Below are 13,577 nucleotides of genomic sequence, written 5' to 3' on the forward strand. Positions count from 1 at the left end.
ATAAAACCGGGTAACGCATGTCTTTTAAAATCGCTGTAAATAACGTTAGAAGAAGTGTAATGCACAGCATTACTAAAAATGTAGGAAGTTCTTATAAAGAACCGGAATATGGTTCGCTAAAGCCGGAAGATATTAAGCGGGTTTTAATCATTAGACCTAATCACAGATTAGGAAATCAAATCTTGTTAACCTCAATTGTTCAGGAGGTTATTGAAACCTTTCCTAACTGTAAAATTGACCTGTTTGTAAAGGGCGGTGTGGCATTTCCGGTATTTGAAAATTATACAGAGGTTAATAAAATCATTCAACTACCAAGAAAGCCTTTTAATAACTTATTTAAGTACGCCAAAAGCTGGGCATCAATTAAAAACAAGTCGTACGATTTAGTGATTAATGGTGATAAAGATTCTTCTTCAGGGCGTTTGCTTACTCAATTATCTCGTGCGAAGTTTAAAGTGTTTGGTGATGTTAACGAAGCCATTAAAAAGGCGCATCCCGATCATCGACACATTTCAAAATACACCATTTACAACCTGCGTTACTTTTTAAAAACTCTAGGGGTAGAGACTCCAGAACGCCCTTTGCCAACTCTAAATATTAAACTAAGTGATGCTGAAATAGCCCAAGGTAAAGCCATTTTAGATGGTATTATTAAAAACGATAAGCCAACCATATGCATCTATACTAATGCTACAGGGGCTAAATGTTACTCTTACGAATGGTGGGGTGCTTTTTACGAGCGTCTATTACAAGAATTCCCGGAGTATAATATTATCGAAATGCTGCCTATTGAAAATATTTCGCGTGTAAACTTTAAAGCTCCTAATTTTTACAGCAAAGATATTCGAGAAATGGGCGGGGTACTTCATAATACAGCTATATTTATTGCGGCCGATAACGGGGTAATGCACTTGGCTGCGGCTTCCATGACGCCAACGGTTGGGTTTTTCTCTGTGACTGACGAGGAAAAGTACGGTCCCTATGGTAATAGTAATATAGCGATTAACACCAATCACACTCAAATAGATGACTGGATGCAAAGCATTCATAATATTTTGAAATAAGTTTAGCCTTAACAAGTTATATCGCTTGATTCATGCCTCAGGCGTTATATAGGTAGTTGTTCTTAGTCTAAGCTTTTCAGATTTTCTAAAATAAGTCACATATTTAGCTAATTTAAAATCACTATAGATTTTAAAATTGTTATTGCTTTTATTGGTCTTTTGTATACTTTTAAGCTTGAAGTATATCCTTGAACTATGAATGGCAAAAAAATATCTTTCTCTCTATATTTTCTTGAAAAAATATGCCCGTTATCTAATGAGTTTAAAAGCTTTTACCAGAATTGTGTAAAACATGCCTATTATAAAAAAGGCGCTCTTTTAAATACCAGTGGCGACATATGCGATAAGCTGTATTTTATTAAAAAAGGCATGATTAGGGGGTATCACAGTATTGAAAACAACGAAATTACCACCTGGCTAAGTATCGATAACGAACTGGTGACTTCCATTACCGGATTTTTTAAACATGTTCCGGCTGCCGAAAATATTCAGGCGGTAGAGGATACCTATGTGGAATATATTGGCTTTGAAGATTTTCAAAAAGCTTTGGCTTTGTTTCCAGAAATGGTACAATTGTTTAACGTATTGCTGGTTGAGTACTATATTCAAGCGGAAAACCGAACCTTAATTTCCCGTATTCCTTCAGCTAAAGGACGTTTCGATTATTTTGTGTCTAATGGAAATATTTTTCTGCTAAACCGCGCGCCTCATAAGTTTTTAGCTAATATGTTAAGTATGAGGCCGGAAACTTTTAGCCGGTTTTTAAAGGCACATGAACTGGATTTAGCTAATGCAATAGAATCTTGATATATATCAAGAGAATCTGATTTTAGTAAGGTTTTTCTATATTAATTACCAAAAACATAATACTATTGCAGAGTAAATTGCTAATATCTACACCCTTTTGTTTTTGCTATTGAACAAAAGACTTAACCTACTAACTTTTAATTTTTTGAATTATGGTATCTTTAGTTATCACCTCATCAACTATACTGGTTGTTACCTTCGGATTAGGTATCGGTATAGGCTATCATTTCGGACAAAAAAGCAGAAAAAACAGCATCAGTCATTAATTCATGTACTAACGAATTTAAAATCGCTTATTTCGTATAGAGGATTAAGGCTACCCCAAGCATAATACCCAGTAACGGAACAAGCTTTTTGCGTTTGTTTTGCTCTTTAAAAAGGAATCCGCCAATCACCACGGCGATTAAAATCTGACTGCGTTTTATGGCTGATAACAGCATGATTAACGCATCCGGGTCTTGTAGTGCTTTAAAAGAAAAATAATCGGCCAGCTGCAGCAGTATGCCCACAGCGGGTATGGTCCATCTGAATTTAAAAGCCTGGCGCTTTTCAGTATTCGGGAAAAAGGTAAAGCACAGCACTACCAGTAAGATTAACGCGGTGTACAGGCAAAACCAGAACTGTAAGGTTTGTGGTTCTAAACTGAGATTCTGAATTAAGAACTTATCGTATAGTCCGGCAGACGAGCCTAAAAAAGTCGCACCTATGATGGCAAAAATCCATTTGTTGCTTTTAAAATGAATGCCTTCTTTTTTGCCGATTTTAGAATATAGCATTACCGAAAGGATGATTAAAAAGAACCCAATCCATTGCGGGAAAGTAGGTTGTTCTCTATAGATTAAAATAGCGCCTATAAAAGTGAAAAATGGCCCTGCTGATCGAATAGGTGTTACTATGGTAATGGGTAAATGCTTTAATGCCTGATACGCTAAAATCCATGATGCCGCCATGATAGCCGATTTAATAAAAATAAAGCCATGTTTAGCTAAAGGAATTTCTGCAATATACAACCCGATTCCTTTTGCCAGATCCGGTTGAATATTAGAGAGCACATAGCAGGGTAATAGCAATAAAAACCCTGCAAGTATGGTACCAAAAAGTACCGGAAATACTTCATTGCCTTGTACGGCATGTTTTTTACATAAATTATGTAAGCCTAAAAATAAAGCTGCCAGCAGCCCAAGATACATCCACATGGCCGCAAAGGTAATATTTTAGGGGTTTTTACGCGAACCCGAATACCACCAAACCACAAAAAACTTTTGAAGCCTTCCATTAGGATATTTAATCCAGCACAGAGGAGATGTTTTATGGTTTGTTAATTCCTGAACCTTTTGGTGAAACGCGTCATAATTCAACCAATCTACATGTGTTTGAGTATTTTGTAACCAGTTGATTTTGTTTGGTATAAAAAACTTTGAATCACTTAATACTTTAAGTTCTTCAAAATGAATATAAAACCCTTTTAAACAGGTTTTATTGAGCAATTGAAAGGAGAGGTCTTCAACTTGAAATGGTTTGAAAAGCTGCGCTTTAAACCATACCCGTTGCTGAATATGCTCGGTAGACAACTGTAAATCCTTTAGGATGGGCTGTGTGTAAGTATTAAACAAAAGAGGCAGTTGTTTGTTTTTAAGCTTATCCAGCTTTTTTACCAGAGTATCACTACGGTTAGGGCCTATCCAGTGTTCCAGTTCATGTGTCCCAACACTTGCGTCGTATAAGTAAAACTTATAAACGATTTCCAGATGTATGGGCCGATTATTATGTAGGAGTAACACATCCAACTCGCCAAGCGTTAATTTATCCTGCTGAATCTGTATGTTTTCAGCCAGAAGCTCAAGTTGTGGGGTATGGCGCAGCTCATGACTCACAAAACGCTCTACACGTTTCCCTAATCGTAGTCCATCGGATACGGTTTCGGTAAAGGGTAATTGGCAATCCAGGTTTATGTCCAGTTGTTTTAAGCCGAATATATCTTGTTTAGTCCACAAGAGCGGCGTTTGTGCATAGCCCTGATATTGCTGTTGTAAAGTTTTGATTTTATAATGCATGGCATTGCTAATGTACTGCAAATATAATGAGTAGCAAAAATTGCTACAGGCAAAACATATTAGCGAAAATTCTTTTTTTTTCGTAATTTAGGGTTTACAAATAAATGAAGAATACCTTATGAAAGCGCTTACAATCGTTCTTAGCCTGATTACACTTACTGTTTTGTCCTGTGGAAGTACCCAGACAACATCGACCCCTGCCGAAATTGAGGCCTTAAAAAAGCTGGTAGACAGCAAATCCTTTTATATTGAGTCTGAATGGGCCTATCCTCAGGTGTCAGCCGCTATGTCTCAGGTGTTAAATTCGCCTTTAATGCGAGGCACCGGAAATGGAGGCGGAAGCATAAATTTAATAGGAAACCCTAATTTCTTAAAACTGGAAGGCGATAGCATCACTTCCTATTTGCCGTATTATGGCGAACGCCGTATGGGGGCTGCTTATGGTGGCACCGATAATGGCATAGAGTTTAAAGGCCTGGTTAAAGACTATGAGGTTAAAGCTAACAAGCACAGTGGGTATACGATTAGATTTGATGCTACAAGTAATAATGAAAATTTCGATGTTAGCATCGATTTATATCCCAACATGAAAAGTTCTATGACTTTAAACGGAAACACCCGAACAACCATTATGTACACCGGAAACGTAAAAGCTAAAAAAGACGAAGATTAAAATACAGAGACTCCTTTTGGAGTCTTTTTTTTTACTTTGATTTCAGAGGATTTTCAACCGTTTATCGTTTAAATACAGCATTCATATATTATTTTATTGTAAATAGGTTTAAATCTTTAGTTTTAATCTCATTAAAATTTAAGCCGTACTATGAAAGCCCTTTTATCTTCATTAAGCATTGCTTGTTTACTGGTTGTTGGCAATATGAGCCAGGCTCAGGAGTCTGCCAGTATTTTAGACGATATGCCTCCTAATTACAAAAAAAGTAGCCCTATATATTTATTATCGGATTACCAACTGAATAACACCGATACCATTCCGGATTTTGCTGACAAACCAAACAAGCTTAAAATCTCCGGGACCATTTACGAAAGTGATGGTAAAACACCTGCTAAAGATGTGGTTCTATTTATTTTTCAACCCGATGAAGACGGTAACTACGAGATGAAACGCGACAGTAACCGCAAACGTTATGTGCACCATCGAGCCTGGATTAAAACCGATGCCGATGGGAAATATACCTTTTACACCTTCATGCCGGGTAAATATCTAGGGGAAAAGGAGCTAAAACAAATCCACAGAATTGTTAAAGTGCCTGGTAAACCGGAACAGGGGTTATCGTCGTTTTTCTTTAACGACGATCCTTTAATTCCAGAGTTAACCTTGTCCTGCAGAGCAGAAGCGGTTAAAAGTATGTTACGTTTAGAAATGAAAGACGGCATGCTGGTAGCAAATAAAGATATTACACTTAAAAGAGGTGTTGATATTTTAGATCAGTAATTTTTACGTTGTTAATCGAACGACAAACAGGCAACCTCAGGCGGCCTGTTTTTTTTGATTTATACTTCTGATAACAGCTGTTATTTTTCATAATTTCAGCAGGTTATATCATTTTAATTTACTACATTTAATAGCCGGTTTTAACCAACTACCTATTCGCTTTTCATTTTAATCGTTTGCAGTATTGAAATGGCCTATTTAATTATTTTATTAAATATGGACCTATCTATTGAACATCCTCGGTTTTATTTCAAATTGTTTTACCTGTTGGCTTTTCTGTTCATCTATATCATGGTGATTTACAAAAGCCTGAAGCGTGGTTACCACCTGCGATCGGTATTACTTATGCTAACCACCATTTCCTTATTTACCGTTTTAGGCTCGCGATTGTTTACCATTCCGGTTGAAGACTGGCTTACGGTGATACAGTCTGAAGCTACGGTATTTAATAATCGTTCCTCCGTTGGCGGACTGTTGTTTGGCTTGCTGGGTTTGGTTATATCACAACGTGTTTTCGGGTTTAACCGTCCTATGCTTGATTTATACGCCTGGATAGGGCCAATAGCTCTGGGTATTATAAAATTGGGCTGTTTGTTTAATGGATGCTGTTACGGGGTGCCTACGCAGGCCGTTTGGGGCGTTCGGTATCCGGTAGGAACCCATGCGCATTTTAATCAGTGGTCAGCGAGTGTTGTACAGTCCGATATGGCGATGTCTTTACCAGTGCATCCAGTTCAGTTATATGAAACTCTGGCTTTGTTCCTGATAGGATACCTCGTTTATAAAACCCATAAACACTGGCATAAAAATTTTAGCGCCATTCTTTCGGCGTTGGTGCTGTTTTTCGTAATGCGTTTTGGTATCGAGTTTTTAAGAGATGCCGAAGGCTCTCAGTTTAACACGGTATATATCATGGGATTGCGAGGCTATCAGTGGAGCATGTTGTGTTACGGGGTTTTGGCAGCGATAGCTTTAGTGATTTACGACAGATATTTGAAAATAGAACTCGTAAAAGGGCGTCAGAACTCACCATTTCTTCACGCCGATTTTTTATACATTCTGCTCATATCGCTTTGTTTGTATACCTTCAGAAACGTGTTTTCTACCTACGAAAGTATGGTCGTATGGATTAAGTTTTTCCCGGCCATCGGGTTGTCGGCTTATTACCTGTATTCCGATAAACGCTTAAAACCTTATCGATGGCTAACCACTATGGTTTTACTCACGCCGTTTTATGTGCTGGCACAAACCATTCCAAATGAAAAACCGGTCGTTAAGCAATACCATCGTATCGATGTTGGCGGTTCGTTTGGCGATTTCAGTAATGAAGTACGATATAATCCGCAGTCCGGAGAGTGCGGCACCACCTATGATACGGAGTATTTTAAACAAACGTATAGTATTGTAGGGGGCGGGTATTCGTTTATTACCGAAAAAGAGAAAAGCAAACTCACTTACGGAGCCAATGTTTCGGCAGGAAGCATAAAAAGCAGCAACCTGACGTTACATGTGGATGAGTCGGATTTTGTTTTTGCAGTGAATCCTTATTTTAAAGTCGACAGCAAGTGGCTGGGTGGAGGCGTAGGGTTTCAGCTAGGGAATCTGCGCATGAATAAAGATGAAGTGATTGATGAGAGCAATATTAAAGACGCTCAAAAAACCTATGTCTTTTTGCCTGAGTTTTATGCCCGTGTAGGCCCCAGAAAGTATGTTGATCTGGATTATAATTACGGATTTTTGTATCCCTCAGCATTTCCAACCCTGTACTCCAGAGCGAGTATAGGCACGGGTTTTGGAATAAGCGACGATTATAGCCTGCGTTATGGGTATATATCAAATTTAGACACCGGTTACATTTCGGCGGAAGCTTTAATCACAAAACAATTTGGTATAAATATCATGTATATTTTTGAGGAGGATTATTATCTGCCCGTTGATGAAAAAACCAGTGGTAAACTGGTATTCTCATTAAATTATAGATTTGGGCATAAAACCAGAAATTAAACCATGTAGCACCCTAAATAGCGACTTGTAGCACTTTGCTGGGTCTGGCTATGTGTAAAACCAGCCCATAGTTGCACCTCAAGGCCGTGAAATACCGGTTCAAAATCCAGTACACATGAGGCATCTTCACGGTAAGCCGAAGCTGTAAAACAGGCAAATTGTTTGATGGCAGGAGCGTAGGCTACTACCAGCAGCGCGTCGGTAGCATAGGCCATGCTCTGATTACTGTTATCTGTCCACGCCATGAAGAGACGTCCGTTTTCGGGATGCGTCACCACAGGTTGTTCTAAACCACACAAAGGCCCCATGCTTATTAAAACTTTAGTGTAGAGCATTTCAAAGGCATTGCCATGATGCCTAACAGCTTCCTTTAAATGGTAAGATATGGCCTGATTATAACAGGACCTGCTGCCTGTTGCTGTGCCAAAAGTATTTGCCAGCAAGGGTTTTATGGGAGCTAAAAAGTTATGAATGTATTTGAATTTATCGCGCTGTAATTGTTGCGCCGGCGAAGGTGGCTTTTGTGATTTGCTGGGTATGGAACGCAGTACAGCCTTACCGCGCCAGCGCGCTCCAATAACAGGACCTACTTTTCCGGAAAAGTCACCTAAGATGCCTTGTTGATAGGTTGCCATGGTTTTGAGTATTAAGGGGTTAATACGGATAAAGATAATAATAAAAAGCTTACGTGTTTATATTTATTGTAAGATTTTAATTATGTTTTTAGTGCTTTATAGGGGTTTGGTTCGAGTTTCCTTCGGGAATTGTTCGGGTTTTCTCCGTAAAATAAGGGTTTTACCGAAGAATCCCCGAAGAAATGTCGAACATGTGTCGAAGGAAACCTGTATAATGACTGTAAGATTTGTGATGTTTTTTCTTAAAACATAGATTGTTTTTGTAAGGTTTTATGTATTTTTAGCAGCGTATTTAATTATTAGTTAAAACATGTTTTATTTGGTTTATCTGGAATAAGAAAGCGATAAACAATATGTTTTATAAGTATACAACCAGTTAGGCAACATATAAACCAATCAATGACCAATTTTGATAAATTATTAGAACAACCCTTTTTAAAGACTATTCTATTAGAAAATATGGAGTTTGAAAATAGAGATAGGAAAAATGACAAAAATTTTGATTTATTGAATTACTTGAATGATAGTTTTTTCTGCACAATTCACTTAATGACTTTATATGACCAACTTCAAAACTCAATCGAATTCCTTTCTAATTACAGATATAACAAGAAAGATGAAATTGGTAGAGGAAAACATTTAGTTTATAATGTCGAAAATTATATCATTAGAATAACATCTGTTTCTGATAGGATGCTACAAATGATTAATGCAATTTTCAACTTGGGAATAAATGAAAAAGACGTAAAAGAGAGGTTAGTTCTAAACAACTCAAAAGTTTTAAAAACGAATATTCCTGAACATTTTAAAAATTTCAAAAAAATCCTAATCGATTTCACAGGTGACAGAAATGCTATTATTCATAGACATTCTTATATCAATGAGGAGTTATTTAGACTCGAAAAGTTTTATAACCCAACAATAGTGGAACATTATTTTATGAAAGCAAGTCCAGAGGAACAAGAGAAATTTAAATTCATAAGACAACAAACTTTAACGAATTTTATAAAAAAGACAAAATCTGATTTTAAAGAAGTGAATGAATTATGTTTTGAAAGGACAATTCCGATATTTAAGGTGTTGGAATCTGAATTTTCAAAACAGAAATCAATATTAAAATAAAATACGTTGCCTAACACCGTGTATAAAAAATTGCTAGTTTTATACTAAACCTATGTTAGTTGCTTTGCTTGCTTGCATCTGATTTTCCTTCGGAAAATCCTCGCACTCAAACTACGCACTATTCTTATACTTAACCGTTGTAAGCAATTGAACACTGACTGCGAAATAGTAATATGAGAACTTCAATACTTTCAATATTTTTATTAATCACCTTTTGCACAAGCTGCAACGAAAAACCACTTTTGAAAGAGTTCAAACACTATCCTAACACTGAAAAGGTAACATCATCAAGATCTATTTTTAAACATTACTTTATTGAAAATGCTCCGAAAAATAATCTTAAACTTCGAAAACTAACTGATAAATACTCAGATAGTATAATGACCTACAAACTCAGTGACAGTTTAAAAAGTATAATTATAATGTATTATACGGATAAGAACAAGTTTTGGTTAGTGAATGTAAACGAAAACTATTACGGAGAAGGTTACGGTCCTGAAGATTACTATAACCCCAGAAGAGCTGAATATGATTATCGATTAAGCACAAAAGGAGAAATTTGGTTAGAAAGAATAATTTATGAAAATGAAACAAAAAAAGTTATTCCAAAAATCTCATTTATTGAAAATAAAAAACTAGAAAAAAAACACGAATAAAAACTGCAACCAACATTGGTAGCCGTGGCACAAGCCCATAATGTTGTAAAAGCATGATACATAAGCGCCCATTTTAAGGGCGTTTGTTGTTTTGGAATGTGATTATAATCTAAATTCAAACTGATTATTAGGTCTTGTAATCATGTTTATAACAGCCCTAAATTGGTAAAAAGCAAAGCGTAGACGTGCTGCCCCGCTTTTACTGTGTTTTTCTATAAATTTCAGGTGCTTTTTAAGGTTAAAAGCAATGGCTGATTTCTTAGCTTACCTAATGCTTTTATTTAGTAAATTTATAAGCAGTTTATGCTTGTTAATAAAGTAAAGAGACCGTTGTGCTTAATACCAATAATCAAAATGACACTTGAAGATTTAGGATATAATTCTGAATTAGAAAACTACCGAAAAGAGAAAAACCTCGATTCATTCGCTGTAGGGCGTGTTATTTCTGAACATAAGGAAAGATACATCGTCAAAACAGATGAAAAAGAATACGGTAGCGAGATTATTGGAAACCTGAGATTTACGGCCAAAGACCGTACTGATTTCCCTGCTGTTGGCGATTGGGTTGCTATTTCAGAGTACAATGACAACAATGCACTTATTCACGCTATTTTTCCAAGAAAAACCGTTATAGAAAGGCAGGCTGTTGGAAAGCATGGAGAAAAACAAATTATAGCGACAAATATTGATTGTGCCTTTATTGTACAAGCCGTTGACCGAGATTTTAACATCAGCCGAATAGAACGGTATCTGACAATTTGTTACACATCGAATGTAGCCCCCGTTATTATTCTTAATAAAATTGATCTGATAGGTGAAGCAGAACTTAAAGAATTGGTTACTAAAGTCCAACAACGAATAAAGCAAGTTCCTGTTATTACCATGAGTAATGAAAATATGGAAGGAATTGAGAAAGTCAATGAGTATATCAAAAAAGGAGAGACTTACTGCCTGTTAGGATCATCGGGAGTAGGAAAATCTACCCTCTCAAACAATCTTTCTCGCAAATCAGTGATGAAAACGGATACAATCAGTACAAGTACAAACAAAGGCAGACACGTTACAAGCCATCGTGAATTGTTGATTTTGGAAAATGGTGGGATTCTCATTGACAATCCAGGAATGAGGGAAGTTGGTATTACAGATTCAGAGAGTGGATTGAAAAATACATTTGACACAATAATGAACTTATCAAGAAAATGCAGGTTTAAAGACTGTACACACACGATAGAAATTGACTGTGCGGTTATTTCTGCCGTTGAAGATGGGGAAATAGATAGGTCATCCTACGAAAACTATTTAAAAATGGAACGGGAGAAAGAGCATTTTGAAACGACTGTTGCTGAAAAACGAAAAAAGGATAAAAATTTCGGGAAAATGATAAAGAATTACAAAAAGCAGAATTTAAAAAACAACTGAGTTCAAAAATGGCAACCATCGCCAAGTCCATAATCCTATAAAAGCTTGATAAACAAATTCCTATGTTAATGGCGTTTGTTGTTTTTGTAGGTTAAAGAATGGGAGATATTGTTTTAATATCTTTAGGACAAGTTGAGTTTGCAATTCTGTTTTATGTGTATTTATTCGGAATATGTATTAATATATGATTCAAACAGATCTTGTTTGTTCTATCCGGAATGTTTAAGCGATAATGGGTATATTTATAATTATATAACCAGTTGTGTAGCATTTTAAAGAGAAAGACTATAAAATAATATGAGTGAAATACTTAGACAGCAATTAGAAAAAATTACGCCCTTAACAGACAAGGAATTTGATTATATTCTGTCACACTTTACAATAAAAAAATTAAAAAAACATCAATTTCTAATTCAAGAAGGCGATATTGTTCATAACGACCACTTTGTAATCAAAGGTCTTTTGAAAGCATACTATGTGAATCAGGATGGCAAAGAGCACATCATGCAGTTTGGCATGGAAGATTGGTGGATTACTGATTATCAAGCATACTTTAACGAAAGTAAAGCAACACTAAATATTGATTGCATTGAGGCGACAGAGGTGCTTTGTTTATCCTTACATAATAGAGAAAAACTTTGTGCCGACATGCATAAAATAGAACATTTTTTCAGAAAAAAATCGAGTTCAGGTTATGTGGCATTGCAGCGAAGAATACTTTCTTTGCTCAATAGCAATGCAAAAGAACGCTATGAACAACTCCTTCAGCAATATCCTAAACTTTTCCAAAGGGTGCCGAAAACCTTAATAGCTTCTTACCTGGGTGTATCGAGAGAGACCCTTAGCCGATTTTCTTCGTAGTGTGATATACATCACATGAAACATGTGATTTACTTCCTGTGTCAAGATGAGTCATATTCTGAAATTTGCATTATCAATTTTTTAAAAAATGTTAGTAGTGAACAACGTATTAAAAAATATCTTGTCAGGAATTATGGTAATTGCAGGTTGTACCATTTTTCTTGGATTAAATCAAGTAAATGCACAAACTTTAAATTCAAAAGAAATGAGTAAGAAAATTTTATTTGTGGTTACAAGCCACGACAAATTAGGTGAAACAGGCGAATCAACAGGGTATTATTTAGGAGAAGTCACTCATCCTTGGGCTGTTCTGGATAATGCAGGTTATGAAATTGACTTTGTAAGTCCAAAAGGGGGTAATCCGCCATACTATGGAGCCAATAACGAAGACCCTATTAATCAAAGGTTTTTGGCAGATGAAAACTATCAGGCTAAAATTCAGAACAGCATGAAACCTTCTGAAGTTAATCCTTCAGACTATGCAGCTATTTTGTATGCAGGAGGGCACGGCACAATGTGGGATTTTGCAGATAATGCAGAACTTGCTGTTATTGCGCAGAAGATTTATGAAAACAATGGTATTGTAAGCGCTGTTTGTCATGGACCTGCTGGTCTGGTGAATATCAAACTTAGCAATGGAAAGTACCTGGTTGACGGCAAAAAAATCAATGCCTTTACCAACGAAGAAGAAATTGCGGTGAAATTGGAAAATGTGGTTCCTTTTAGTTTGGAGACAAAACTTATTGAGCGTGGTGCAAAATTTGAAAAATCTGGATTATGGCAACCCCATGTCACAGTTGATCAAAGAGTGGTAACAGGGCAGAATCCACAATCAGCTCATAATGTTGGCGAAGCAGTGCTTAAAGAGCTTAAAAAGCTGTAAATAATTTACGTCCATTTGAGGTAACAGATTATGTTGCCTCATTTTTATTTAATAAGAATTATGTTAAAAAGAGTGCATCATATTGCTATTATTTGTTCTGATTATCAAAAGTCAAAACATTTCTATACCGAAATTTTAGGATTGCAAATTATCAGAGAAACCAATAGAGAAGAAAGACAGTCTTACAAACTTGATTTAGCATTAAATGGTGTTTATGTTATTGAATTGTTTTCGTTTCCTAATCCGCCTCAAAGAATTTCAAGACCTGAGGCTTGCGGCCTGAGACATTTAGCCTTTGAGGTGTCAAATTTAGACAGCGTAATAGAAAGACTGAACAACAACAACATTAAGACTGAGCCAATACGAACAGATGAGCTCACACAAAAGCGATTTACCTTTTTTGAGGACCCAGATAAATTGCCAATTGAATTATATGAAATGTAGAAAACAGCATACACTATGATTAACTTTTGTACAAGCCTATACATTTTGATATCCAAACGTCCTTGTTAAGGGCGTTTGTTGTTTTTGGAGGTTAGAGGTAGGGGATAGCGTTTCAATAGCTGTAAGAAAAGGTATGTTTGTTATGCTATTTAATGTATATTTACGTGTGTATTTT

At 36.2% G+C, this 13,577-nt stretch carries 14 protein-coding genes; 11 read left to right on the plus strand and 3 right to left on the minus strand.

All coding sequences use genetic code 11. The features are described from left to right. Positions 1-17 precede the first annotated feature (17 nt). Positions 18-1,064: a glycosyltransferase family 9 protein gene (locus tag ICJ84_RS08455; protein ID WP_188215958.1), complete on the plus strand. Its 1,047-nt coding sequence runs from the start codon at positions 18-20 to the stop codon at positions 1,062-1,064. A gap of 195 nt (positions 1,065-1,259) precedes the next feature. Then, positions 1,260-1,871, plus strand: a complete 612-nt coding sequence (locus tag ICJ84_RS08460; protein ID WP_188215959.1) for a Crp/Fnr family transcriptional regulator — start codon at positions 1,260-1,262, stop codon at positions 1,869-1,871. Positions 1,872-2,164: 293 nt separating this feature from the next. Here the strand turns inward: ICJ84_RS08460 and ICJ84_RS08465 are convergent, their stop codons facing one another. Continuing rightward, the gene (locus ICJ84_RS08465) at positions 2,165-3,067 is read right to left on the minus strand and encodes an EamA family transporter (RefSeq protein WP_188215960.1); all 903 of its coding nucleotides are present in this window, start codon (positions 3,065-3,067) and stop codon (positions 2,165-2,167) included. A gap of 18 nt (positions 3,068-3,085) precedes the next feature. After that, positions 3,086-3,925, minus strand: a complete 840-nt coding sequence (locus tag ICJ84_RS08470; RefSeq protein ID WP_188215961.1) for a DUF1853 family protein — start codon at positions 3,923-3,925, stop codon at positions 3,086-3,088. A 118-nt stretch (positions 3,926-4,043) separates the two neighbouring features. Between ICJ84_RS08470 and ICJ84_RS08475 the strand changes: the two genes are divergently transcribed. The 3 genes from ICJ84_RS08475 (at position 4,044) to ICJ84_RS08485 (ending at position 7,382) form a co-directional block, all read left to right on the plus strand. Beyond that, on the plus strand, positions 4,044-4,598 hold the full coding sequence (locus ICJ84_RS08475; RefSeq protein WP_188215962.1) for a DUF4251 domain-containing protein: 555 nt from the start codon (positions 4,044-4,046) through the stop codon (positions 4,596-4,598). A gap of 150 nt (positions 4,599-4,748) precedes the next feature. Further along, positions 4,749-5,378, plus strand: coding sequence for a dioxygenase family protein (locus tag ICJ84_RS08480; protein WP_188215963.1), 630 nt, complete (start codon positions 4,749-4,751; stop codon positions 5,376-5,378). A gap of 216 nt (positions 5,379-5,594) precedes the next feature. Further along, positions 5,595-7,382: a prolipoprotein diacylglyceryl transferase gene (locus ICJ84_RS08485; RefSeq protein WP_188215964.1), complete on the plus strand. Its 1,788-nt coding sequence runs from the start codon at positions 5,595-5,597 to the stop codon at positions 7,380-7,382. Here ICJ84_RS08485 and ICJ84_RS08490 read toward each other — a convergent pair. Beyond that, complete coding sequence (locus ICJ84_RS08490; RefSeq protein WP_188215965.1) at positions 7,379-8,017, minus strand: DUF6266 family protein; 639 nt, start codon at positions 8,015-8,017, stop codon at positions 7,379-7,381. The genes ICJ84_RS08485 and ICJ84_RS08490 overlap by 4 nt on opposite strands. Positions 8,018-8,416: 399 nt before the next feature. On the opposite strand from ICJ84_RS08490, the gene ICJ84_RS08495 reads away from it, so the two are divergent. The 6 genes from ICJ84_RS08495 to gloA2 all read left to right on the plus strand — a co-directional run bounded on the left by ICJ84_RS08495 (position 8,417) and on the right by gloA2 (position 13,402). Next, positions 8,417-9,139, plus strand: a complete 723-nt coding sequence (locus ICJ84_RS08495) for a Cthe_2314 family HEPN domain-containing protein (RefSeq protein ID WP_188215966.1) — start codon at positions 8,417-8,419, stop codon at positions 9,137-9,139. Between the two features lie 173 nt (positions 9,140-9,312). After that, on the plus strand, positions 9,313-9,795 hold the full coding sequence (locus ICJ84_RS08500) for a hypothetical protein (RefSeq protein ID WP_188215967.1): 483 nt from the start codon (positions 9,313-9,315) through the stop codon (positions 9,793-9,795). A gap of 354 nt (positions 9,796-10,149) precedes the next feature. Next, complete coding sequence (gene rsgA / locus ICJ84_RS08505) at positions 10,150-11,214, plus strand: ribosome small subunit-dependent GTPase A (protein ID WP_188215968.1); 1,065 nt, start codon at positions 10,150-10,152, stop codon at positions 11,212-11,214. A 297-nt stretch (positions 11,215-11,511) separates the two neighbouring features. Continuing rightward, positions 11,512-12,075, plus strand: a complete 564-nt coding sequence (locus tag ICJ84_RS08510) for a Crp/Fnr family transcriptional regulator (protein ID WP_188215969.1) — start codon at positions 11,512-11,514, stop codon at positions 12,073-12,075. 97 nt (positions 12,076-12,172) lie between these two features. Continuing rightward, positions 12,173-12,958: a type 1 glutamine amidotransferase domain-containing protein gene (locus ICJ84_RS08515; protein ID WP_394367621.1), complete on the plus strand. Its 786-nt coding sequence runs from the start codon at positions 12,173-12,175 to the stop codon at positions 12,956-12,958. A gap of 60 nt (positions 12,959-13,018) precedes the next feature. Then, complete coding sequence (gloA2, locus tag ICJ84_RS08520) at positions 13,019-13,402, plus strand: SMU1112c/YaeR family gloxylase I-like metalloprotein (protein WP_188215970.1); 384 nt, start codon at positions 13,019-13,021, stop codon at positions 13,400-13,402. Positions 13,403-13,577: the final 175 nt, after the last annotated feature.

Origin of the sequence: Aestuariibaculum suncheonense, from assembly GCF_014596935.1 — a bacterium.
Taxonomy (GTDB): Bacteria; Bacteroidota; Bacteroidia; order Flavobacteriales; family Flavobacteriaceae; genus Aestuariibaculum; species Aestuariibaculum suncheonense.